Below are 24,496 nucleotides of genomic sequence, written 5' to 3' on the forward strand. Positions count from 1 at the left end.
CCTGCTTGTAAGGCAGATGCTCTCCCAACTGAGCTAATCCTCCAAAAGTGACCCGTGCGGGATTTGAACCCACGATACCAGCGTGAAAGGCTGGTGTCTTAACCACTTGACTAACGGGCCATATTAAATTAATTAAAAGCGGGTAACGAGAATCGAACTCGCGACAACAGCTTGGAAGGCTGTGGTTTTACCACTGAACTATACCCGCATATCAGCGACGAATATTATATTATCAAGTTATCCTATAAAAAGCAATACTTTTTTTAAAAAAGTTTATTTTATTTCAAAAAACTAATTAATGGCTGCGTTAGTACTGCTTGTTACAAAATAAAAATCAAATTTTGACTATAAAAAAACAGCTAAGAAGATTAGCTCTTAGCTGTTTAGCCAGATCGGGAAAACAGGATTCGAACCTGCGACCCCCTGGTCCCAAACCAGGTGCTCTACCAAGCTGAGCTATTTCCCGAAATAGTGCCGAGGACCGGGATCGAACCGGTACGGTTATCACTAACCGCAGGATTTTAAGTCCTGTGCGTCTGCCAATTCCGCCACCCCGGCATAATAGAACTGACTAAGCGGAAGACGGGATTCGAACCCGCGACCCCCACCATGGCAAGGTGATGTTCTACCACTGAACTACTTCCGCAAAAGTGACCCGTGCGGGATTTGAACCCACGATACCAGCGTGAAAGGCTGGTGTCTTAACCACTTGACTAACGGGCCATTTTTAAATATATCAAACAATTTTTCTCAAAATTGTTAACTCGTCTTTCACAACGTTATTAATAATAACAACTGATCTATAAAATAGCAAGAACTTTTTTTGATTTTTTCTAAAAAGTTCTTGCTTTTGTTATGTTTTCCTTCTAAAAGACAGCAAAAAGACTGAAAAAATTTCATTTCTCAGTCTTTAAAATTTATATTTTTAAATCAAATGCACCCCCTTATCAACATAAATAGTATCGCCAGTGATTCCGGTTGATAAATTGCTCATTAAGAATGCACACACATTCCCAATTTCGCTAATAGTCACATCTTCTCCGTCAACAGTTCTTGCTTGAGACATCTTTAAAAGTTCATCATGACCTTTAATACCTGTAACTGCTAATGTCTTAACCGCTCCAGCAGAGATTGCATTAACACGGATTCGTTTTTGTCCTAAATCCCGTGCTAAATAGCGAACACTAGCTTCAAGGGCAGCTTTAGCAATTCCCATTACATTATAGTTAGGAATAGCACGTTCAGAGCCAAAATAGGTTAAGGTAACAATACTTGCAGGAGTATTTAATAGATTTAACTGATTAGCAATCTTAGCGACAGCAATAAGGGAATAAGACGAAATATCTTGCGCGATTGCATAACCTTTGCGACTAGCACCAAGAATTGAGCCAGCTAATTCTTCTTTTTTGGCAAAAGCAATTGCATGTACGATCCCATCTACTTTTGTAAAACGTTCCTTGATAGTTGTAAAGGCTTGTTCAATACTTTCGTCATCCGCTACATCACATTCAATTAATTGATCTTCATCATCTACTAACCGTTGTAGGCTTTTTTTCATTCTGGAATTCTGATAAGTATAGATAATTTGGGCACCTTGTTCAGCCATCATTTGTGCACATCCCCATGCAATAGAACGCTTATTAGCTACTCCCATAACAACGATCTTTTTTCCTGTTAATATATTTCCCATATTATCCTCCTTAAAACTTTCGATAACGTTTTTTTCTATTTGCTAGAAGTTGATTTGGCGGTAATTCTTGCAGTTTGTTTAATCGGTTTAGTAAAACCTGCTCGATATTTTTGCAAGTTTTACGATGCTCTTCGCTTTCTGGAATAATTCCTTCGATAATCCCTTGTTTTAATAAAGCTTGCGGCACCATTTGCATTAATTCTGCCGCTTTATCTGCCTTCGTACTATCTTTCCACATAATGGAGGCAAACCCTTCAGGAGATAATATAGAATAAGTACTATTTTCTAACATCCATACTTCATCTCCACATGCTAATGCTAAAGCTCCCCCACTACCTCCTTCACCATAAATAATCGTGATAATTGGAATAGCAAGCTGACTTATTTGTAAAATGTTTTGGGCAATCGCACTTCCTTGCCCTTTTTCTTCGGCTTCCTTGCTAGGAAATGCTCCTGCGGTATTAACAAAACAGAATACAGGTCGCTTAAATTTAGCTGCTTGCTTAATTAAACGGAGCGCCTTGCGATAACCACTAGGCATTGGTGAGCCAAAATGCTTTATGATTTTCTCTTCTGTTGTTTTTCCTCGATCAGTGGTAATGACGGTAACTGTTTGCTGATGGAAAGTAGCAATTCCACCGATGATTGCAGGATCATCCCCGCCTGCCCGGTCGCCATGTAACTCAACAAAATCTGGGAAAACATTTTGAATAATCTCCATCCCCGTAATTTTATTGGCACTGCGAGCACGTTTAACAATCTCGCTTGCTGATAATTGTTCATTCATTAGCAACGCTCCCTGTTTTTAATAGCCATTCAAGCAGCTGTTTTTCATCTTGACGTTTTACAATTCGATCAATAAACCCATGATTCAGGATGTTTTCAGCTGATTGAAGATCAACAGGAATTTGCTGATGAATCGTCTGTTCAATAACTCGACGGCCTGCAAAGCCAACAAGTGCATGGGGCTCAGCAAGAATAATATCTCCATCCATTGCAAAACTAGCTGTTACTCCACCAGTTGTTGGATCGGTTAAGACCACAATGTATAAAAGGCCGGCAGCAGCATGCTCATTTATTGCTTGTGAAATCTTAGCCATCTGCATTAGCGACATAATTCCTTCTTGCATCCGTGCCCCGCCTGAAGCAGTGAATAGTACTACTGCTTGACGATGGGTAGTTGCATATTCAAATAAGCGCGTTATCTTTTCACCTGTAACAGTTCCGAGGGATCCCATAATAAATGTTGGATCCATAATGCCTAGTGAAAATAGCTGATTATTAATTGAAGCTTCACCAGTTAGGACTGAATCATTCAGTTGAGTTTGTCTTTGAAGTTTGCTGATTTTTTCTTGATATCTAGGAAATTGTAACGGATTCTTTGTTTGGAGATCCTTATCGAATTCCTTAAACGAATCCACTAACCATGAAAGTCGATGACGGGCAGGTATTCGCAATCCGTAGTCACAGTTAGGACAAACAGCATATGGGGTTAGTTGCTTAGCAAATAGTAATTGATGACAATGTGGACATTTCAGCCACATTTGATCCGGGACCCTTTCATCAGCATTTTTATCTGCTTTGATGTGCCTTTCACTTAAAGTATTATTTTGATCATATAATTTCACGCTGTCAGCTCCTTTTTCTATTGTGGCAAGAAGGAGTCTTCAAGAAACGTTGTTGAAGCTGTTCCTGCCAGAAATTTAGAATTATTTAGGATTGCTAAATGGAAATTCTGATTGGTTGTTACGCCCGTAATTACCATTTCATTTAAAAGTCGTTTGATTTTTTCAATGGCTTCTTGGCGATCTTGACCAAGGGCAATTACCTTAGCGATCATTGAATCATAATAAGGAGTGATCTTACTGCCAGGATAAATAGCAGTATCAATTCGCATCCCCAAATTACCGACTGGAAGATACAAGTAATTAATCGTCCCAGTCACTGGCATAAAGTTTTGCTTAGGATTTTCGGCATTTATCCGACACTCAATCGCGTGTCCATGAACTTGAATATCCTGTTGGGTAAAGGGAAGTGGTTCATTTGCAGCGACAATAACCTGTGCCTTCACTAAATCAATCCCGGTTACCATCTCCGTCACTGTATGTTCAACTTGAATACGAGTGTTCATTTCCATAAAGTAAAAGTGATGGTCCTTGTCCATTAGAAATTCTATTGTCCCCGTATTATGGTAGTTAATCGCATTAATGGCTCGCATTGCAATTTGCCCTAGCTTTTTTCGCTCTTGTTCATTTACTAGGACACAAGGACTTTCTTCAATCAATTTTTGTTTATTCCGTTGAATCGAGCAGTCACGTTCAGGAAAGAAAACGGCATTGCCAAAATTATCACGAAATACTTGAACCTCAATATGTTTAACATTCTCCATAATCTTTTCAAGATACATTCGGTCATCATTAAACGAAAGACGGGCTTCGTTTTGGGCCTCGCTAAATATTTGCCGCATCTGGTTATGATCGTTAATTCGTCGGATCCCTTTACCGCCACCACCAGCAGCTGCTTTTAACAAAATTGGATACCCAATCTTGTTTGCAACATCAACAGCGTCATTAACATTGGTAATATAGTCATCGCTTCCAGGAATCACAGGCACCCCTGATTTTTTCATTTGTTCCCGTGCGTGCTCCTTATTTCCCATTAAGTCAATAACTGAGGCTTGGGGACCGATAAAAGTAATTCCGCATTCTTCACACATTGTCGCAAATTCAGCATTTTCTGATAGAAAGCCAAAGCCGGGGTGGATCGCCTGGGCACCTGTACCAAGAGCAGCTTCCAAAATGTTTTTCGCATTCAAATATGAATCTTGGGCACGGGCGGTTCCAACACATACAGCTTCATCCGCTAGTTGAACATGAAGACTTTCGCGGTCTGCAGTTGAATAGATAGCTACTGTCTTAATTCCTAGCTCCCGTAATGACCGTATTATCCTGACAGCAATTTCACCACGATTAGCCACTAGTACTTTGGAAAACATTAAACCACCTACCCAATCATAAAAGTTAATTCGGCTGTACAGGCTTTTTTACCATCGACTGTTGCAATTCCCTTACCAATTCCAATATTTTTGTGAACTTTTTCTAGGCTGACTTCTAACCTTAACGTATCACCCGGACGCACTACCTTACGAAATTCTGCTGACCGAATTCCACCAAAATAGGCTGTTTTCCCTTGGAACTCTTCTTGAGATAAGAGAGCGACGGCACCTGTTTGCGCCAATGATTCAACAATCAATGCTCCTGGTAAAACTGGATTTTCGGGGAAATGACCATTAAAAACCTCTTCATTAATTGTGACATTACGCCGTGCAATGGCCTTCTTACCAGGAATTAATTCATCAACTTGGTCAATTAGTAACATTGGGTAACGATGCGGAAGGATTTTTTGAATTTCAGTTATATCTAAAATTTTATTAGTCATTATTTTTATCCTCCTGAACTGAGAAAAGCGGTTGTTCTACTTCAACTAATTCTTCATTGCTTACACAAATTGAAGTAATGATTCCGTTAAAAGGACTTTTTATCTCTGTCATCATTTTCATTGCTTCAATCACACAAACAACATCCCCCTTTTTTACATGGTCGCCACTTCTAACATAGGGATCTGCATCGGGGGTTGGTTGGAGATAGACAGTTCCGACTAGGGGCGCAGTTATATTTTGCGAAGGTAAAGTTGGTTGTTCGTTTGCTTTTTTCTTAACTGAAGTCGTTTGCTCTGTTTTTTCGGTTGTTATAGTATCTTCATGCTTGTGAGTTTGCTTATTTTTGCTTAAATAGAGTTGAAAGGAAGCTTGATTTATTTCTAATTCACGAATATCAGAATCTTCAAAATTTTGCATTAATGTTTGAATTTCTTTAAATTCCAAGATAGATCACTCCCATTTCTTAAAGGCTAAAACAGCATTATGCCCACCAAAACCAAAAGAATTGCTTATTGCGTAACGGGCGTTTGATGCGTTCCTATTTTCTGCCGTCACAAGGTTAACTGAGCACTTCGGATCTTGATTAAAACAACCTATATTCAACGGTAATTGTCCCTTTTGCAAAGCGGCTACTGTTAAGACTGCCTCAATTGCGCCCGCAGCCCCAAGCAAATGTCCGGTCATTCCCTTCGTTGAACTAACGCGAACATTGCTATCAGAACCAAATATCTGATTGATTGCTTTAGATTCGCCTTCATCATTAGCATGAGTAGCGGTTCCGTGGGCATTAATATAGGAAATTTCGCTAGGACTAATTCCAGCTTCTTTAATTGCCATTTCCATTGCTCTTGCCGCCCCTGCACCAGTTGGATCAGGGGATGTAATATGGTAAGCGTCCGAGGTAGCACCATAACCGACAATCTCACCAAGAATGTTAGCACCGCGTTTTTGCGCATGCTCAAGATCCTCTAAAACAAGTGTTGCACCGCCTTCACCCAAAACAAATCCTTGACGTGCCTTATCAAATGGCAAAGAAGCTTTAAGCGGATCAGTTGCTTGTGATAATGCTGTTAATGCCGCAAAACCAGCAATCCCGATTTCATTCACCGAAGCCTCTGATCCACCGGCAATCATTACTTTGGCGCGTCCTTCTTTAACTTGACGAAAGGCTTCTCCAATTGCATTAGTTCCAGTGGCGCAAGCAGTCACAATCGATGTACAAATATTTTGCGCATTAAAGTGAATGGAAATATTACCGGCTGCCATGTTAGCAATTGACATTGGAACAAACATTGGTGATACCCGTCTAGGACCCTTATCATGCATTTTGATAATTTGCTCTTGAATAGTTGTCAAACCGCCAATTCCAGATCCATAAATAACACCCATGTCGACTGGCTTAGTATTTGTTTCATTAATCTCTGCCATTTCCATTGCTTCAATAGCACTTTGTAAGGCATATTGAGAATAAAGATCCATTCGACGCGCGGCTTTTTTCCCGATGACATCATTAGGGTCAAAATCGTCAATTTCACCTGCGACGGTAATTCCTGTCGGCTTGGCATCAAATTTCTTGATCGCTTTAATTCCAACTTTGCCTGCAAAACTATTACTTATAAATTCTTGAATACCATTACCATTAGGAGTAACAGCACCCATTCCTGTTATTACAACTCTTCTCATTTAGTTCCTCCTAAATTGTCATCCCACCGTCAACTACAATGGTTTGACCGGTCAAATAATCATTTTCTGCTAAAAATTTTGCGGTCTTAGCAACTTCTTCTGGCTGCCCTAAGCGGTTGAGGGGGATGCGACTGAGAATTTGTTCTTTTACTCGCTCAGATAATTTTTCAGTCATATCACTAGAAATCATTCCGGGAGCAATCGCATTGCAACGAATTCCGCGGCGTGCTCCTTCTTGGGCAATAGATTTAGTAAGGCCGATTATACCTGCCTTGCTTGCCGCATAATTAGCTTGTCCCGTATTGCCATGGAGACCCACAATACTAGCAAGGTTAATAATGCAACCGGCTCTTTTTTTGAGCATCTTCTTAAAAATAGGTTGTGTTAACATAAATGTTCCGCGTAAATTAACATTGATGACCTGGTCAAAATCGCTTGCTTTCATTCCCATCATTAACTTATCATTCGTGATTCCAGCATTATTGATAAGAATGTCGACCTTATCGTATATTTGCCAAGCCGCGGCTGCTAATTCACTAACTGATTCTTCATTTGCAATATCGCCCTTAAGATAGTGATATTCTGTCCCTAGTGGATCTAGCTTTTCTTTAAGCGCTTTTGGTAAGTTATCTTGGCGCCCATTGAGAATTAGCCGACTACCAGCCTTAGCAAACTCTAATGCAGTAGCTGCTCCAATTCCGCGTGTGCTTCCGCTTATAAAAACGACTTTATCTGTCAGTTCCATCTTTTTGCTCCTTTATAAATTTTTCATAATCAGCAAGATTTTCAATGTGTTGGGTATTTAACTGCTGGTCAACCTGGTGAGCGAAGCGAGATAACGTCTTTCCAGGACCTATTTCTAATGTTGTGTCAATTTTCGCGTGCTTGACTAATTCCTTAACATTAGCTCCAAAGTGTGTTGGAACAGCTAATTGTTTTTCAAGAATTCCTGGAAGATCCTCACAATGAAACAAGCTGTTAGTAGTATTGCTAATAACTTCAATCTGTGGCTCATGGAAGTCGACTGTTTGTAACCGGTTATGCATCTGTTGACGTGCACCGTTAAAGAAGGGAGTATGAAATGCACCATTAACTTTGAGCAGGATCGTTCTTTTAGCAAGCTTGTCTTCTTCAATCTTTTTAAGGGTAGCCTTTAAAGCGGTTAATGCCCCGCCCACTACGATTTGTCGTGAGGAATTATAGTTGGCGATATAAACCCGCTGACCATTTTCTTGTTGAGCAGTGATTAGTTCTTTTATCTCTTGAAGTTGAGGGTCAAGGACAGCTGCTAATGTACTTATTTCCCTATCCGCGTCTTGTTGCATAAAGCGAGCACGGTCCGTGACTAGTTTGATTCCTTCTTCAAACGAAAGTGAATTACTAGCAATTAAGGCAGCGTACTCGCCTAAAGATAGGCCGATCATCCCCTTAATTGGTAGTTGAGGTAAATCCCGTTTTAACATTTGGTAGATTCCATAACTAACTGTTACAATTGCTGGCTGAACATATGCTGTTTTATTCAACTCGTTATGCTCGTTTTTCATAATTTTGAGCAAATCAAGTTCACAAACAGCACTTGCCTGACTAACAATCCTTGAAAAAAGGGAGTCGGCCATAAGCTCGACTCCCATTCCCGATCGCTGTGCACCTTGACCGCTAAATAATATTCCGTAGTACATTATTTTTCATCCAATTGTTTCTTTACGAAATCAACAACATCGCTAATAGTCTCTATTCCTTCATCGGCATCTAACTCAATCTCAAACTTATCTTCAAGTTCATTCATAATTTCGAAAACATCAAGACTGTCAGCATCTAGATCATCTTTAATTCGCGCGTTCATTGTTACACGATCTTCGTCAACATCTAATTCATCAACAGTAATAGTTTTTACAGTATCAAAAATTTCTTCTTTAGTCATATTCATTCTTCTTTCTCTATTAATAATTTAAAATTATTGTTCCTGTACTTAAACCGCCGCCAAAACCACTCATTGCAATAATGTTACCTGGTTTAATCAATCCGTGAGCAACCGCTTGAGTCAATAAAATTGGTTCACTAGCGGCAGCTGTATTCCCATATTCACTAATATTCATTGGAAACTTTGTAATTGGTTGTGCCAGTCTCTTTGCAATTTGGGTAATTATCCGTTTATTTGCTTGATGTAATAAAAAATAATCGATATCGTCTAATTTTAAATTAGCTTGTTGAACGGCAGAAGTGATTGATCGTGGCACTTCATGAGTGGCAAAACGATATACATCACGGCCGGCCATTGCAAAAGGTGAAAGGGATGTTAGTTGCTTAGGGAAGTCAGCTTTAGGCGTTGTTTTTCCGGCAATAATTTTATCTCCCAACTCACCAAATGTATGAAGATCACGGCCGAGGATTAAAGGAGTTGCCGTAGTTGACTTTTGAAGTAACACTCCGCCAGCCCCATCGCCGAACAATACGGCAGTACTTCGATCTTTCCAGTCAATCAGTTTTGATAATACTTCTGCACCAATTACCATTGCATTTTTCCAATGAGAGCTTTTCAACATTAATTCAGCTGTATTCATGGCATAGATAAAACCAGTACAAGCTGCTGAGATATCAAACGCAATTGCATTTTTCGCACCTAATCTTCCTTGAACAATAGCAGCAGTTGAAGGAGTATAGGCATCAGGAGACATCGTTGCAATAATAATTAAATCAAGTTCCGTTGCCTTTATATTGGCATTAGTCAATAACTGGGTACCAACATTGACAGCCAAGTCTGAAGTATTTTCAGTGTTGCTGATATAACGTTGATGAATTCCAGTCCGCGTCTTAATCCACTCATCTGAAGTATTCATAATAGTTGATAATTGCTGGTTAGTAATTTTAAGGGGTGGATGATAACTCGCAGTACTAGTAATTCTTAAATTTTGCAATATTTGTCAATCCTTATCTCTAAGCATGCTCATCCACAAAATCTTCTAAGTTTTGCAAGGCTTTTTTAACAACCTTCATTTCTTCATCATTCATTCCTTTAAGAAAACGTTCAACCATCATGTTATGAAAGGCCCGGTGCGCGCGATATAGTACCCGGCCTCTTTTTGTTAAACGTAATCGAACAATGCGGCGATCATCTTTATCACGAATTCTTTCCACATATCCTTTTCGAATTAAACGATCAGCCATTGAAGTCATTGTTCCTGGAGTTAGATGAAGCTTTTCTGCTACTTGAGAAATTGTTTGATGGTTATACATCGTAATTGCATCAATTGCATGCATCTCTTTAATTGTTAAATCATTGAATGTACTTTTCCGCAATTCATTTTCTTCAATCCATAGAATTCCGGAATAAACTTTGATTAATCCTTTATTAATTTTTTCGTAATCATTATCTTTACTCATAATATATTTCTTCCCTTCAATTTTATTCTATAACCCCGAATAATTTGATTATCAAAATATATTATAAATGATAATGATTCACCGTGCTAAATCTTTTCTTCTCGTTCAGCAACGATAAAGACAAGCTCTGCATTACAAGCTATTTTGTCGTTCACGAGCGCTTGTGTTTCCACAATTCCCATTGATGATCGAACTTTTTTCATAACAACATTTAGTTTTAATACATCACCAGGACGGACCATTTGTCGAAACCTCGCTTTATGAATTGCGCCAAGATAAGCTGTTTTCTTATAAAAATGCGGTGATTTTAATATCAAAATTGAAGCAGCTTGGGCCAATGTTTCGATAATTAAAACTCCAGGCATAACAGGATTATTAGGAAAATGACCGCGAAAAAATGATTCGTTAATTGTGACATTTTTTGTTGCGGTAATCTTTTCTTCAGGAACTAATTCATCTACATAATCGATATAGCAAATCGGATATCGATTAGGAATTAATTCCATAATCTCCTGCGCATTCATTATTGCCAAAAAGATTCACCTGCCTCCAAAAAAATATTTCGAGTATCAAAATATTCGATGATCAAATTATATTCAAAAGTATTTTGAATGTCAAATTATTTTTTGGAAAGGTATCTTTTATAACTAGTCGAAAATAAAATTATTTATCATCTTCATTAGATGTTAGAAAAGAATTTCGGTTAATCATGATTTTTTTGTAATTAATAAGAATTTTACTATTATGTCATTTAATCATTAACTATTAATCACTTTAAATTAAAATATTCCTTTACTAATTAATTGAGAATTGGTAGAATAATATTTGTTCGTTATTAACGGGAAATAGCTCAGCTTGGTAGAGCACCTGGTTTGGGACCAGGGGGTCGCAGGTTCGAATCCTGTTTTCCCGATAGGTTTAGAGAGTCGTTGAAAGTTTTCTTTCAAGCGACTCTTTTTAGTATCAAGGAGGATATAAAAATGGAAGCAGATAAATATTTAAAGCTAATTCAAGAGGAGCTTCAGAGCCTTCCTGATTATGTTAACGAGTATTATTTAGGGACCAACCATGCAGTTACAACAACCTATCAGTACTTAACTGAAATCCGCCGATTCTTTGATTGGTTACGGTCAAGTGGACTCGTCTCTGTTAACTCTAATAAGGACTTACCAATTGATACACTGGCTAATTTACGGCGTAGTGATGTAATGTTGTATATCGATTATTTGCAACATACTACCAATGCACAAGGACGGTTAAATTCTCCTACCTCAATCAATCGCTCTATTAATGCATTAAGGTCATTGTATAAATTTTTAACAGTTACCGCAGATAACAATAATGGTGAATCTTATTTTGACCGTAATGTAATGCTGAAAATTGACTCCCTTAATGATACAAAAACATTAAATTATCGGGCCCATACACTGGCTTCACACATGTACCGGGGACAAATGAAGTTTGATTTTATTACTTTCATTGAAAAAGAATACCCTAATAAATGTGACAAAAGAGCTCTCCCCTCTTATAAAGTCAATAAGGAACGAGATATTGCAATTATTGCTCTTATTTTAGGAACAGGCGTCCGGGTATCCGAGGCGGCAAATGTAAACCTTGGTGATTTAAACTTAAAACAATCGCTGCTAGATGTAACAAGAAAAGGTGGCCAGAGGGATTCTGTACCAATTGCACCTTGGGCTATTACTTATATCCAAACTTACCAAGCGATTCGTGCGCAACGATACCACGCTTTAAAAAAAGATACTGCTTTCTTCCTAACCATTTATCACAAGCAAACTCGACGGATGACAGCTAATGCAATTGAAAAAATGGTCAAAAAGTATTCAACCGCATTTGGACATCCCCTTACTCCCCATAAATTACGGCACACCCTTGCTTCTGAAATGTATGAGGTAACGAAAGATCAAGTATTAGTGGCCCAACAGTTGGGACAAAAAGGAACATCTGCTACCGATTTATATACTCACGTTGACCAGAAACAGCAGCGTGATGCTCTTAAAGAAATTAGTGAAACTTCATATAAAAAAACAAATGAATAAAACCCTTTTCTATAAAGATAATCTTCGCTATAATGTTAAGCGGTGTATAAATTTTTTATGGAGGAGAAAATTTTGGGCTTTATTACCTCACTATTTGGGAAAAAGCAATATGTTTGTCCATTTTGTCATGAGCACTATACTTTTTCTGCAATGCATGCACGGAAGTTAGCTGACAAAGATGGGCAAATCCACTGTTATTACTGTCGCAAGGTTTTACAACAATTGCATTAAAGGATTAACGAGGATTTGTTTTTTCGATAATAAAAACTTTCAAAATAAAAAACCGTTAAGCTGCATTTAAGGCTTAGCGGTTTTATTTTTTAAAGTATTTAGTTGAATCGACGCTTGTTAATTCCTGCAAGGCCAAACATACTAAGCAATGTTCCCACACCTAGGCCAATTACGGCTTTATTAGCGTTATTTCCAGTTTGTGGCAAACGACTATTGGTTTGGGTTTCAGGTTGCTTAGGATTTTCTGGAGTTAAAGGCACTTCTGGAGTGTTAGGTGTCTCTGGGGTTTGAGGTGTCCCAGGATTTTCTGGAGTCTTTGGTGTTTCTGGAGTATTAGGCGTCTCAGGTGTTTCTGGCGTTTCTGGAGTAGTTGGCGTTTCAGGATTCTTTGGTGTAGCAGGATCATGCGGCTTTAATTCATAACCAATTAAGTCCCAATCAACAGGCTTATCACGTTCACCAGGTAAGGCAGCAGAATCTAGATCACCAATCATATCAAGATTTTCACTTGAATCATCCCAAATCCAATCCCCTTGATTAGTCATTTTAGCTAAAACAGTAGTTGTGTTATCCGGGTTAATTTGTAGTAAGAAACTCGGTGCCCAGGTTGAATCCATTCCTTTACCCGCTACTCCATTTCGATTAGTCATATATGAAGTAACTAACAATTGATCGTCTTTTCCAGCAACAGGAACAGCATAGTATGAATAAGTTGCTGTTCGCCAGTTTGCAGGAACAGAAGCAGTTAAGACTACTCCAGAATCATTTAATGGCTTATAAGGGCCAGTTAGACTATCAGCAACATATCCAACCATTGCCACATTATCACCAACCGTATAATTGGCATTCATCCAAGCATCGTCATTACTTCCTCGATTTAAACGGGTAGCGGCAAACAAGTAATACTTATTACCTAATTTAACCACATTTGGTCGTTCAATTTCATCACTTACCATTGGTGCAGAAATTAATGGTGAGTATAATTCTGCCACTTTAGGATTCTTTTCGTCCTTGTTTAGTTTAAGGATACCAATAGCTGCATTAGCCCAAGTTGCCCGGCTTTTAATATCATCGTTGGAAAGAATTCTAAATAAGCTCTTGATATTAAAGGCGTCATCTCCGCCATAATTTAACCAGTTATAAATCTGGTTCTCGCCTTGATAGTTTTCTAAACCAGTACTTGCTTCAAAAACAAGGTACCGATCACCATTATCATCTTCAATTACATGAGCATCACGCATTGCAATATTATCAGCACCCTTGTTAGTAGCTTTCCATTGATCATAGGTTTGGTAGTAATAGCCATCACCTTCAAATACAATATGATCATTTGCTACCTGAGCGAGCGATATATTTCCATTATTATCAGTTAAATAAAGAGTAGCACTAGCAATTTTTTGATGATTGGTATTGTTATCAGATGTGTCTACCCTTGTATAAAATAATTGGATAGAGTTATCACTGTTCAAAACAGCTGATCCTGACCATTCTTGAGAAAGCGGAGTTGCGTTATATCCAAAAATTGGGCCAGCATTCTTCCAGTGACTTAATTCGTTATCTCCGTACTTATTATATAGAAGGTAAATATGATTATCGTTTTGGCCTGGAACACCCATCATTGCGATAACAAGTTGGTAACCATTCCAATTAGCAACTTGTCCTGTTCGAACATCTTGAACTGGCCAAGAATCCCAAACATCTAATGGTTCAATAATGTTTGTTTGAGCATCCTTGGTTATAGCGGCAGGCATATTTTTGATTTCACTTGCCTTAAAGAATGGAACAGTATACCGACCATCTTGTTTGATTAGCGTATCGGCAATCTTTTGGAAATCATTATAAGTCATCTGTGTGCCTGACTTTGCAGTTTTTGAGAAGTTAATCTTATTTAATGCTTTAACCTGATCATCAGTTAAACTGTTAGGATCAATTCCTGCATTTTTTACAACGTTTTCAGCATCCTTGTTTAACTTAGCAGCAGTATTCTTTTTATCGGATTGTTGGTCATCATTTTTTGCAGCTGAAGAATCGTTAGTGTTTGCAGCTGGTTCTTTTTTGGTTTCAGAAGATTCGTTAGCTGGTGCAGCTTTTTGTGTATCATCATTTTTGGCTACATTAGTATTTTCTTTAGCTGCTTTACTATCTGTGTTAGTTGATGAAGATGCTGAACTTGTAGATGAAGTTGTGGCAGCAGAACTTGCTACTTGACTGTTAGAATTTTGTGTATTAGCGGCAGAAGAAGCACTATTTGCATTAGTAGAACTTTTAATAGCCGCATCACTAGCTGCACTAACTTGACCGCTACCGAGTGTCACACTTTTAACAGCAATATCATTATCCCCTGTTGTAACCTGTACAGTAGAAGAATCATTGTTTTCAGTATTAGTGTCCGCGGATGCGTTTATAGTTGTTGCACCAAACACTAGTGCAGCAGTAGAGAGTGTAACGACTGCCCAATTTTTACCGCTTTTATACATTTTCTTATGTTCCTTGCGTTCTAGCATAGAAATAACCCCGTTTCTTTACCTTTTTTGCTAAACGTTTAACAATTAACTGTGCACTATTTTATTATGATTATCTTAAATTATCAATAGTTTCTTCATAAAAAGTTCATAGTTAAATATTTACTGCCTATTTACTCATTTTTTTGATAGCAATGCTTATTTTCCCTCTGAGACGAATAGTAATGACCTACTACTCATCAAAATAAATTTCAGTTCGTCTGAGAGGGGAAAGCTGTTTTTTGACTCTATTTTTGCATTATTTTAAAACAAGTAAGACTCTTTTGATAAAAGAGTCTTACGTTAACCGAGAATAAACGTTGATATAACAGGCTTTTAAAATCCTATATTTTCATGTAAGACTGTTGTATAATTTTATTGAAAAAGTGTCTCGCTAAAAATTAGGCTATTTTAACTAACTTTAGTGAGCAAAAAGGAGTTATTTCAGTTTATGTTATATAATGCAGCATTAGTTTTAGAAGGTGGCGCATTCCGCGGACAATACACTGCCGGAATTGTTGATACATTTCTCGCTCACCATATTGAATTTCGAAGTGTAATTGGCGTTTCTGCTGGTTCGCTTTGTGGAGTTAATTTCGTCTCTAAGCAATATGGACGCGCTGCTAATATCAATATCAATCATCGGCACGATCGTCAATATATCTCGATGGCTCGTGTATTTAAAAAGCAAATAATTAATCTTGATTACCTTTTTGAGGACCACGGATATTCTTGGCAGAATTTTAATGAAGCAGCCTATCGACGGTCAGCATCTCATTTCACGGCAGTCGCTACTTCTGTAAAAACAGGAAAAACAGTTTTATTTACGGATCCTGTTGATGAGGAGCTAACCAATGCCCTCAAAGCTTCCTCATCAATGCCATTTCTTTCAGATCCACAGGAAACTTCTCAAGGGCCTTGCCTTGATGGTGGGATCACAGATTCAATTCCATTTGATATTGCACAACAACAAGGTTATGACAAGATTGTTGTTGTCCGAACCAGGGATGTTAACTACCGAAAGAAGCCGTCCAGTTCTGCTGTAAAGAAGTTATACGACATGGTATATAAAGATTATCCCGAATTTGCTAAAGCGGGGATTAATCGTCCCCTTCTCTACAACCAACAGATTGCTGAAATTAATCGTTTGTCTCGTGAAGGAAAGATCTTTAATATTGCTCCCTCTAAACCAATTAAAATTAAACGGATTGAAGGAAATATTAAGAAAATTCGAGCACTTTATGAAACTGGGCGGAAAGAAGGAGAGGAAATCGTCCCTGCTTTAGTTGATTACCTCGCAAATTAACAAAGGAAGAAATATTATGTCAACTAAAAAACGAGTTTATATTCCCAAAAATAAGACTAATGGTCAAATCAAGGGTAAACGGAAAATATGGGTAGAAAATGTTAAATTCTTGACTCTCGAAGAATATGATCAGTTACGTGAGACAATTAAGCTGCATTCGCGTCCTGAATTGGTTAACCGAAACCTATTACTAATTGCAATTGCCCTTAATAACGGATTGCGAGCATCAGACGTTGTAACGTTAAGAGTTGGTCATGTTCTAAATAAAACTAAAACCCGTGTTATTGAGCAAAAAACAGGTAAGGCTAAAACGCTCTTTTGGAATAATTGTCTTGCCGAGATTATTGATTACCTTAATGACTTGAATTATAAAGACGAGAATGATTATCTTTTCCCTGGGAAACAAGAAGGTCATTTTTCAGTACATGGCTTTTACGAGATGTTGCAACGAATGGCTAGAAAAACGGAAAATAATAAAATCGTTGCTAAGATTGGAACGCACTCTTTTAGAAAAACTTTTGGTCGACAACTCTATAAGAAAGGCGTTAATGTTGAAATCATTTCGCAGTTATTTAATCACTCCTCTGAACGAAATACGCGCCACTACCTAGGGATTGAACAAGAAGACCTTGATAAAGTTGTTCAAAATTTCAAATTTGAATAGTTATTATTCTGAATATTATGTAAACTAAAATATTTAGTCATTTTCCTAATAGACTTAGGAATATAATTCATTAGGATTAAAGTAATAAAAAGTATTGGATGTGACTAAATGAATATAAAAAGCGTTCCAAAGAAGCAACTATGGGGAATTGAATTAAATCTGATTTCTCTCCTATTTAGTAGTATTAGTCCGGTTCTTAATAAATTTTCACTTACTAGCTTGAGTCCGGTTGTTGGGGGAATTTTCACTAGTGTGTTTGCTGCAATTTTTACTTTTGCAACAATCCTCATTACTCGTCAGCATGTTTCTTTAACTAATCTTAAGAGCCTGTGGTTATGGCTTTTGGGTGGAACAAATGCAATCGGAATTATTCTTCAATATATTGCTCTCTCAACCTTAAGTCCAATCACAGTTACTCTTATCGCTCGGATGTATTTAGTTTACGTTTTCTTCCTATCTTATATCTTCTTAAAGGAAAAGATTACAAAGTGGGATTACTTAGCAATTATTCTTTGCATTCTCGGTTCTTTCTTTATTTCAGGAAGCCGACTTCAATTTAGTGATAACCTTCTTGGATTGATTTGTGCATTTATCTACCCACTAATGTATGCCGCCAACAATATCGTGGCTAAGTATCTAGTCAGTGATGAAGAGCCAAATAATGTCTTATTCTTTAACCATTTTACTTCGGCTCTTTTACTTTTCTGCTATGCTCTCATAACAGGAACGTCATTTAGCCATATTTCTAGTCAAGCAGTTGCATTTAACTTTGGTGGGGCCTTCTTTAATGGTTTCATGTCACTACTTCTTTTCTATACTAGCTTGCAGTTTATTACAGCTGGTAAAGCAAATATTGTTCGTGCACTTGGGCCAGTAATTGTTATTATTTACTCTTCATTTTTCTTTCCTGTTCAGGTAACTCCTTCCCTAGTTTTAGGAGCTATTTTAGTAATTTTGGCTAGTACAATTGTTACCTTTACAAGAACAAATCACGAATAATCGCAATATAAAAGCATCAGAATTTCCCTGTAAAGAAATCTGATGCTTTTATTATATCTTCTTATATACTAATAAACCCTTGCACGGCGCCGATAGACAATAAAACGACGGAAAATATATTGCCAAGGTAGTGTTAAAGCGTGAACCAACCGGGTGTATGGGAAGTAACCAAAAATTGCTAATCCACAAAGAACATGAATTTTATAAATTAATGGCACTGAACGCATCAATTGCCATTGAGGATTAAGAACAAATAGACTTCTTGCCCATGGACTAATTGTTGTCCGATAATTGTAATCAATAAATGCACCCGTAATAGTACATGCTAGACCTAATGCAATTGTAACCAATAAAGCCCAGTCGACAATAATATCATTGATATCACTTGTCTTATAAACACGAGAACAAGTCATTCGCCGATAAGTCAAAATTGCAATTCCCACAAATGCAAGGATCCCTGCTGGAATTCCCATCATTAATGAACCAAAGATGTGGTACATATGGTCAGTAATACCAAAGTAAGCTGTCCAACTTGCTGGGATAAACATTCCTAAGCAGTGACCAAAGAAAGCTAAAATAATTCCAATGTGGAAAGTAACGCTTCCGATCATTAGCCATTTCTTTTCAAAAAGTTCACTTGATTTGGCAGTAATTGATGGATGAAAATATTTAAATCTAACAAATGTTCCAATGAAAAATGATGCCAACATTATATATGGATAAATAACCCATAAGAAAATTGACCAGCCATTATGCATCTTCTCGCACCTCCATTTTAATACACGAACCAATTAATGAACGTGTAAGCCTGATTAACTGAATATAGGGATTATCACTATCTGTCACTGCATTTTTTAAAAGGGTATAAGTTCCATCTTCAATCACACTTAATGCTAATTGGATATCCTGACGACGCGGATCATTAGTATAATCGCCATATGCTAGAAATTCTAACAATAGGGGCAAATAATCAGAAAGTTCACTGGTCGCTTCTGATATACCAAACATCTCATATAGCATTTTCAACCGTGCTAAAATGGTCCCTCGTTCACGGGAATCGGTCATCTTATAGTATGACATATAAAGAGTATAACGTCGGTTCATTTCAAAAAGGTGAGCATACATCTCTTGGACTTCGATTGAAGATAGTGCGGCTAATTCATCAAAAAGGCTTAATAATTCTCCACGCGTTGCTGTTGATAATGCGTTATCTGTAAGTAATAATTGACGAATCTCTGGTGAAAACGTTTCTGTATCAGGATAGTCAATCAAACGGGAAAGAACGGCAAATGTATCCTTTAAATCTGTCAATCGTCTAAAATCAATCACGCCAAATCCCTCCATAGAAACTATCAGCATAAATCTGATTAGTTGATTTGCCAGCTTCTGCCTTCTTAAACATACTCTTGTGTTGGGGAGCTAATGCACAGCCTTCACATTCATCATAGCCAAGACTACCTTGTTCGGTTTGTGCATCTTCCATTTCTGCCTTTTGGCTACTTGGAATAACAAAGCGGTCTTCATATTTAGCAATTGCCAGTAAACGATAAAGTGATGTTGCCCGTTTTTCTGTTAAATCAACTCGTTCTAGTTTACTGCTATCAAAATCCCGACCACTAGTCTTAGCACGCATGTATAGCCGCATCATTGCAAGTTTGTATAAGGCTTTCTTGATGACAGGAACGTTTCCAGCAGTTAATAGACTTGCCAAGTATTGAACAGGCACCCGCATTTGATCAATTCCTGGGAAGATCATTTCAGGATTCTTTATTGAGTCTCGTCCCTCAAAGTAACTCATAACTGGTGATAGCGGCGGAATGTACCAAACCATTGGCATTGTCCGGTATTCTGGGTGAAGTGGGAAGGCAATCTTTTCTTTTACTGCCATTTTATAGATCGGTGACTTTTGTGCAGCTTCAATCATCTCTTCAGAAATGCCATCCTTAAGTGCTTGCTTGACAACTTCAGGATCGTTGGGATCGAGGAATAAACCAAGTTGTGCTTCATACAGCTTACTCTCATCAGGAGTTGATGCTGCCTCTTCTACTCGATCAGCATCGTATAGAATAGCACCAATATATCGAATTCGACCGACACAGGTTTCGGCGCAAACTGTTGGTTGACCTTCTTCAATTCGTGGATAACAAAAAGTACATTTTTCAGCCTTATGAGTCTTCCAGTTAAAGTAGACCTTCTTATACGGACATCCAGTCATGCAAAAACGCCATCCTCGACAGCGTTCTTGGTCTACTAAAACAATCCCATCTTCATCTCGTTTGTACATTGCACCTGATGGACAAGAGGCTACACAAGGCGCATTTAAACAGTGCTCACATAATCGGGGAAGATACATCATAAATGCCTGCTCAAAGTTATTTTTGATATCCCCTTCAATTTTTTGCATGTTAGGATCCTGTTGGACATATTCAGTTGATCCTGCTAAGTCATCATCCCAGTTAGGACCAGTGGTTAATTCCATTCCTTCGCCAGTAATTTGTGACTTAGGACGAGCAACCGGTTGATGCTTTTGTTCAGGGCCAAATAACGTCTTATAATCATAGGTCCATGGTTCGTAGTAGTTATCTAACTCTGGCATATCATTATTGTAAAAAATCTTACCAAGAGCGATTTTATTTAATTTGCTTCCAGCACGTAATTTTAATTTACCTTTTGAATTAAGAGTCCACCCTCCATGGTATTGATCTTCATCTTCCCAGCATTTTGGATAACCGACACCTGGCTTAGTTTCAACATTATTAAACCACATGTATTCAGCGCCTGGACGATTTGTCCATGTATTCTTACAAGTTACTGAACAGGTATGACAACCAATACACTTATCGAGGTTTAAGACCATGCTGATTTGTGCTTTAATCTTCACTCCAGTTCACCTTCTTCAGTTTTCTTACATTTGCATAAAGATCACGTTGGTTTCCAGTTGGTCCATAGTAATTCCAACCGTAACTCAATTGGCCATATCCTCCAACCATGTGTGTTGGCTTAACGTGGATCTGCGTTGGTGCATTATGTGATCCTCCACGATTACCGGTAATGGTGGAAAGAGGTTCGTAAATTTCGTTATCTTGGGCGTGGTACATGTACATTGACCCCTTAGGCATCCGAACAGAAACAACCGCCCGCGCAGTAACAACCCCATTACGGTTATAAACTTCGATCCAGTCGTTATCTTTTACCTTAATCTTGTCAGCATCTTGGGGACTAATCCAAATAGTTGGACCACCCCGGAATAATGTCAACATTTCAAGGTTATCGTAGTACATCGTATGAATATTCCATTTACCATGAGGAGTCATATATTTAAGTGTAACTTCATCTTTTACTGGCGGAACATCAACATCTCCTGGAGCCATTACAACCGGTGGCAAAGATGGTTTATAAGTTGCCATATTTTCACCAAATTCACGGAAAATTTCATGATCAAGGTAGTAATGCTGACGTCCTGTAAGAGTAAATGTAGGAACATTTCGTTCAGTCATTAATGAAAATGGTGTGTAGCGAGCTCCACCATGTTTAGCAGAAGTTCCGATTGGTGTTGGATAGGCTTCTTGTGGTTGAGCAGTGATTTGCTTAAACGACATTGAATCATCAGCATGACCACGACCAATATCTGTCAAATGTTCACCAGTCCGTTCTTGCTTCTTTTCCCAAGCTCGATCAGCGAGTTTACCATTGGAAGCAGTTGACATCCGTAAGATTGCATCACATACTTTTTCGTCTTCATCAAGTAATGGACAGCCTGCACCAATGCCTTCACTAGCAATTCCATTCATGTCTTTGAGATAATCATATTGATCATCAACTTTATAGTTATAATTATTTACTATATTAGGGCCAAGAGTGATGTATTTGTCATAAATCTTAGTATAATCACGGGTAACTAATTTTAAAGAAGGCATGGTTTTCCCAGGGATTGGTTCTGTTTCACCGTTCTTCCAATCTTTAATTTCCCCGTATGGTTGAGCGATTTCCCCTTGAGTATTATGTCCTAGTGGTGCGCTCTTAAGATCATAGAAGGTTCCCGGCATGTATTTCTTTGCCATTTCAGAAACAGTCTTAGCCAAGAGCTTGAATTGTTGCCAGTCAGACTTTGATTCCCACATTGGACTAACTGCTGCATTAAATGGGTGAATAAATGGATGCATATCAGTTGATGAAAGGTCCTTCTTTTCATACCAAGTAGCAGCTGGTAGGACAACATCGGAGTACATTGGTGTTGAAACCATTCGGAAGTCCATATCAACAACAAGATCTAGCTTACCAATTGCTCCTTTGTCACGCCAAATCATATTCTGGGGCTTAACTCGATCATTAGGTTTAGCAAGCAATCCATTTTCAGCGCCTAATAAATGTTTCATAAAGTATTCGGCACCTTTGCCAGAAGAAGCAAATAAGTTTGAACGCCATAAGAAGAACGCTTTAGGTTGATTTTGGTTAGCATCAGGATCTTCAGCAGCAAAATGTAAAGAGCCCTTCTTCAATTCATCGACAACTTTCTTTGAAATTTCATTAATATCAGTTGTATTGTAATCTTTTGCAAAAGATAACGGATTACGATCAAATTGTGGGTATGATGGTAACCATCCTAAACGAATTGCCATTTGATTATAATCAGCATTATGTAAGTAGGAATGTTTACTCTTCCAAACAGGTGATTTTTGAGCTTGGTTATCAATTTCTTCATAACGCCATTGATCAGTTGCAAAGTAATACCAAGTAGTACCTTGCATTTGACGGGCACCACCTTTTTCCCAGTCATTAGCAAAAGTAATATTTGCCCAACCTTCTTGTGGACGGAGCTTTTCTTGACCAACGTAGTGAGCCCAACCACCACCAGTCATACCAACACAACCACACAACATCAGCATATTAATAATGTTTCGATAGTTCATATCGGCATTGAACCAGTGGTTGACCCCACCACCCATGATTACCATACTCCGACCTTCATTTTCAGCCGCGTTTTGGGCAAATTCACGAGCAATTTGAATAACTTGCTCCGCTTTTACTCCCGAACGGCTTTCCTGCCAAGCAGGAGTAAAGTAGCTCTCAGCATCCATTGCATCTTTAGCAGCAAGTTCATCATTACCAGTCCGATTAATTCCCATTTGAGCCATCATCAAATCATAAACATTAGTTACCAAGTGTTCTTTGCCATCTGTGAATTTGAGCTTTTTAACTGGTAAATGACGTTGCACAACGCTGTTTCCGTCATTACTAAATGCTGGAAAATCAGCAATAATTTGTTCAGTTTCGCCATCTTGATCATTAATAGAGAGTGCCGGATCAATCTTATTACCATTTTGGTCTAATAATTCAAGATTCCATTTTTCCTTAGCATTATATTCTTGTCCCATCGTTCCATTTGGAACAACAATCTTGTGGTTATTTTGGTCATAAACAACTGTCTTCCATGCTGGATTGACAATCGTATCATCATCAACTAAGTCACTAATCCGGACGAAGCGACCTGGTGTATAGTGATCACCATTTGCTGCACTTGGTTCCAATTCAACCATGAATGGTAAATCAGTAAATCGCTTGGAATAATCAATGAAACGTTTAACTGGGTGCTTTTGGTAGAATTCATCTAAAATTACATAGGTCATAGCTTGAGCAACCGCAGAATCACTACCTGGTTCTGGTGCAAGCCAGTCATCAGCAAATTTTACATTTTCAGCATAATCAGGGCTAACTGCCACAATCTTTGTTCCTTTGTACCTAACTTCTGTCATGAAGTGTGCATCCGGCGTCCGTGTTAATGGGACGTTTGATCCCCACATAATAATGTAGGAACTGTTATACCATTCTGCAGATTCTGGAACATCAGTCTGTTCACCCCAAACTTGGGGAGATGCAGGTGGTAGATCAGCATACCAATCATAGAAACTCATTTGTTCCCCACCCATTAAGGCAATGAACCGTGCTCCAGCACTAAAACTCATCATTGACATTGCAGGAATTGGGGTAAAACCACCAATGCGGTCAGGCCCATACTTCTTAATTGTGTATAAGCAAGCAGCTGAAATCATTTCTAATGCTTCATAACGATGAACACGAATTAAGCCACCGTGTCCTCGGACCTTCTTATATTTTTTAGACTTTTCTGGATCTTCGACAATACTTGCCCACGCATCTAAGGGATTTTCATGTTCTTCCTTGGCAGCAGTCCAAAGCTCCCATAATTTGCCACGAATATATGGATACTTAATTCGAACGGGACTGTATTCATACCAAGAGAAACTAGCTCCCCGAGGACATCCCCGTGGTTCATATCCTGGAATATTAGGGCCGCATGATGGATAATCTGTGGCTTGGTGTTCCCAAGTAATAATTCCTTGTTTGACATAAACATTCCAAGAACATGAGCCTGTACAGTTAACTCCATGAGTTGTTCGGACAACTTTGTCATGCGCCCATCGCTGGCGATAAAGCTTTTCCCAACGACGACTATTTTCTTCAAGTTGTGTAAAGGTTCCATTAAACTTATCAACCTTGTTAAAGAACCGTGACTTCATCGTTGA

The 24,496-nt window shown here is 38.3% G+C and carries 23 protein-coding genes and 7 tRNA genes; 6 read left to right on the forward strand and 24 right to left on the reverse strand.

Translation table 11 applies throughout. From position 1 onward, the window contains the following. Window positions 1-48: 48 nt before the first annotated feature. The 19 genes from LMC10_RS00390 to fabZ (LMC10_RS00480) form a co-directional block, all read right to left on the reverse strand. A tRNA-Glu gene (locus LMC10_RS00390) sits at window positions 49-120 on the reverse strand. 17 nt (window positions 121-137) lie between these two features. Beyond that, window positions 138-208: transfer RNA gene (locus tag LMC10_RS00395), tRNA-Gly, on the reverse strand. Between the two features lie 184 nt (window positions 209-392). Then, window positions 393-466, reverse strand: a tRNA-Pro gene (locus LMC10_RS00400). Window positions 467-472: 6 nt separating this feature from the next. Beyond that, window positions 473-558, reverse strand: a tRNA-Leu gene (locus tag LMC10_RS00405). 16 nt (window positions 559-574) lie between these two features. Then, window positions 575-646: transfer RNA gene (locus LMC10_RS00410), tRNA-Gly, on the reverse strand. Between the two features lie 5 nt (window positions 647-651). Beyond that, window positions 652-723: transfer RNA gene (locus tag LMC10_RS00415), tRNA-Glu, on the reverse strand. Window positions 724-925: 202 nt separating this feature from the next. Then, window positions 926-1,690 carry an enoyl-ACP reductase FabI gene (gene fabI / locus LMC10_RS00420; RefSeq protein ID WP_229268610.1) on the reverse strand — a complete coding sequence of 255 codons (765 nt, stop codon included), beginning with the start codon at window positions 1,688-1,690 and terminating at the stop codon, window positions 926-928. A gap of 10 nt (window positions 1,691-1,700) precedes the next feature. Further along, entirely contained in the window at window positions 1,701-2,477 is a 777-nt protein-coding gene (gene accA, locus LMC10_RS00425) for an acetyl-CoA carboxylase carboxyltransferase subunit alpha (RefSeq protein WP_229268611.1), read from the reverse strand. Next, complete coding sequence (gene accD / locus LMC10_RS00430) at window positions 2,470-3,318, reverse strand: acetyl-CoA carboxylase, carboxyltransferase subunit beta (RefSeq protein WP_229268612.1); 849 nt, start codon at window positions 3,316-3,318, stop codon at window positions 2,470-2,472. The genes accA and accD overlap by 8 nt, the downstream gene beginning before the upstream one ends. A 17-nt stretch (window positions 3,319-3,335) precedes the next feature. After that, on the reverse strand, window positions 3,336-4,685 hold the full coding sequence (accC, locus tag LMC10_RS00435) for an acetyl-CoA carboxylase biotin carboxylase subunit (RefSeq protein ID WP_229268613.1): 1,350 nt from the start codon (window positions 4,683-4,685) through the stop codon (window positions 3,336-3,338). An 8-nt stretch (window positions 4,686-4,693) separates the two neighbouring features. Continuing rightward, window positions 4,694-5,128, reverse strand: a complete 435-nt coding sequence (gene fabZ, locus LMC10_RS00440; RefSeq protein ID WP_229268614.1) for a 3-hydroxyacyl-ACP dehydratase FabZ — start codon at window positions 5,126-5,128, stop codon at window positions 4,694-4,696. Next, window positions 5,121-5,573: an acetyl-CoA carboxylase biotin carboxyl carrier protein gene (locus LMC10_RS00445; protein ID WP_229268615.1), complete on the reverse strand. Its 453-nt coding sequence runs from the start codon at window positions 5,571-5,573 to the stop codon at window positions 5,121-5,123. Before LMC10_RS00445 ends, fabZ (LMC10_RS00440) begins: the two co-directional genes overlap by 8 nt. 6 nt (window positions 5,574-5,579) lie before the next feature. Beyond that, on the reverse strand, window positions 5,580-6,812 hold the full coding sequence (gene fabF / locus LMC10_RS00450; protein ID WP_229268616.1) for a beta-ketoacyl-ACP synthase II: 1,233 nt from the start codon (window positions 6,810-6,812) through the stop codon (window positions 5,580-5,582). A gap of 10 nt (window positions 6,813-6,822) precedes the next feature. Continuing rightward, on the reverse strand, window positions 6,823-7,557 hold the full coding sequence (gene fabG / locus LMC10_RS00455; protein WP_229268617.1) for a 3-oxoacyl-[acyl-carrier-protein] reductase: 735 nt from the start codon (window positions 7,555-7,557) through the stop codon (window positions 6,823-6,825). Continuing rightward, complete coding sequence (locus LMC10_RS00460) at window positions 7,541-8,491, reverse strand: ACP S-malonyltransferase (protein ID WP_229268618.1); 951 nt, start codon at window positions 8,489-8,491, stop codon at window positions 7,541-7,543. The genes fabG and LMC10_RS00460 overlap by 17 nt, the downstream gene beginning before the upstream one ends. Then, a complete protein-coding gene (locus LMC10_RS00465) occupies window positions 8,491-8,733 on the reverse strand; it encodes an acyl carrier protein (protein ID WP_003674025.1) in 243 nt (80 codons plus the stop codon). The genes LMC10_RS00460 and LMC10_RS00465 overlap by 1 nt, the downstream gene beginning before the upstream one ends. A gap of 19 nt (window positions 8,734-8,752) precedes the next feature. Then, window positions 8,753-9,727 (reverse strand): beta-ketoacyl-ACP synthase III, encoded by a 975-nt coding sequence (locus LMC10_RS00470; RefSeq protein WP_229268619.1) that lies wholly within the window; start codon window positions 9,725-9,727, stop codon window positions 8,753-8,755. A gap of 19 nt (window positions 9,728-9,746) precedes the next feature. Next, window positions 9,747-10,193, reverse strand: coding sequence for a MarR family winged helix-turn-helix transcriptional regulator (locus LMC10_RS00475; protein WP_003663667.1), 447 nt, complete (start codon window positions 10,191-10,193; stop codon window positions 9,747-9,749). A gap of 86 nt (window positions 10,194-10,279) precedes the next feature. Further along, the gene (gene fabZ, locus LMC10_RS00480) at window positions 10,280-10,726 is read right to left on the reverse strand and encodes a 3-hydroxyacyl-ACP dehydratase FabZ (protein WP_003667749.1); all 447 of its coding nucleotides are present in this window, start codon (window positions 10,724-10,726) and stop codon (window positions 10,280-10,282) included. Between the two features lie 306 nt (window positions 10,727-11,032). Between fabZ (LMC10_RS00480) and LMC10_RS00485 the strand changes: the two genes are divergently transcribed. The 3 genes from LMC10_RS00485 (at window position 11,033) to LMC10_RS00495 (ending at window position 12,484) form a co-directional block, all read left to right on the forward strand. Further along, a tRNA-Pro gene (locus LMC10_RS00485) sits at window positions 11,033-11,106 on the forward strand. 67 nt (window positions 11,107-11,173) lie between these two features. Further along, a complete protein-coding gene (gene xerS / locus LMC10_RS00490) occupies window positions 11,174-12,253 on the forward strand; it encodes a tyrosine recombinase XerS (RefSeq protein WP_229268620.1) in 1,080 nt (359 codons plus the stop codon). A gap of 72 nt (window positions 12,254-12,325) precedes the next feature. Continuing rightward, complete coding sequence (locus LMC10_RS00495; RefSeq protein WP_003674018.1) at window positions 12,326-12,484, forward strand: hypothetical protein; 159 nt, start codon at window positions 12,326-12,328, stop codon at window positions 12,482-12,484. A gap of 98 nt (window positions 12,485-12,582) precedes the next feature. Here the strand turns inward: LMC10_RS00495 and LMC10_RS00500 are convergent, their stop codons facing one another. Beyond that, entirely contained in the window at window positions 12,583-14,988 is a 2,406-nt protein-coding gene (locus LMC10_RS00500) for a glycoside hydrolase family 68 protein (RefSeq protein WP_229268621.1), read from the reverse strand. Window positions 14,989-15,436: 448 nt separating this feature from the next. Between LMC10_RS00500 and LMC10_RS00505 the strand changes: the two genes are divergently transcribed. From LMC10_RS00505 to LMC10_RS00515, 3 genes are all read left to right on the forward strand, one after another. Then, window positions 15,437-16,291: a patatin-like phospholipase family protein gene (locus tag LMC10_RS00505; protein ID WP_229268622.1), complete on the forward strand. Its 855-nt coding sequence runs from the start codon at window positions 15,437-15,439 to the stop codon at window positions 16,289-16,291. Window positions 16,292-16,307: 16 nt separating this feature from the next. Then, on the forward strand, window positions 16,308-16,955 hold the full coding sequence (locus tag LMC10_RS00510; RefSeq protein WP_003671859.1) for a site-specific integrase: 648 nt from the start codon (window positions 16,308-16,310) through the stop codon (window positions 16,953-16,955). A gap of 108 nt (window positions 16,956-17,063) precedes the next feature. After that, window positions 17,064-17,954 carry a DMT family transporter gene (locus LMC10_RS00515; RefSeq protein WP_229268623.1) on the forward strand — a complete coding sequence of 297 codons (891 nt, stop codon included), beginning with the start codon at window positions 17,064-17,066 and terminating at the stop codon, window positions 17,952-17,954. Window positions 17,955-18,022: 68 nt separating this feature from the next. Here the strand turns inward: LMC10_RS00515 and narI are convergent, their stop codons facing one another. Genes narI through LMC10_RS00535 form a run of 4 tightly spaced genes read right to left on the reverse strand, consistent with a single transcriptional unit; the run spans window position 18,023 to window position 24,490 of the window. Then, complete coding sequence (gene narI, locus LMC10_RS00520) at window positions 18,023-18,712, reverse strand: respiratory nitrate reductase subunit gamma (protein ID WP_035156375.1); 690 nt, start codon at window positions 18,710-18,712, stop codon at window positions 18,023-18,025. Next, window positions 18,705-19,283, reverse strand: a complete 579-nt coding sequence (gene narJ / locus LMC10_RS00525) for a nitrate reductase molybdenum cofactor assembly chaperone (protein WP_003663647.1) — start codon at window positions 19,281-19,283, stop codon at window positions 18,705-18,707. The genes narI and narJ overlap by 8 nt, the downstream gene beginning before the upstream one ends. Further along, window positions 19,276-20,835 (reverse strand): nitrate reductase subunit beta, encoded by a 1,560-nt coding sequence (narH, locus tag LMC10_RS00530; RefSeq protein WP_229268624.1) that lies wholly within the window; start codon window positions 20,833-20,835, stop codon window positions 19,276-19,278. Before narH ends, narJ begins: the two co-directional genes overlap by 8 nt. Further along, window positions 20,825-24,490 (reverse strand): nitrate reductase subunit alpha, encoded by a 3,666-nt coding sequence (locus LMC10_RS00535; protein ID WP_229268625.1) that lies wholly within the window; start codon window positions 24,488-24,490, stop codon window positions 20,825-20,827. The genes narH and LMC10_RS00535 overlap by 11 nt, the downstream gene beginning before the upstream one ends. Window positions 24,491-24,496: the final 6 nt, after the last annotated feature.

Source organism: Limosilactobacillus reuteri subsp. simiae (assembly GCF_020784875.1).
In the GTDB taxonomy this organism is placed as follows: Bacteria; Bacillota; Bacilli; order Lactobacillales; family Lactobacillaceae; genus Limosilactobacillus; species Limosilactobacillus reuteri_H.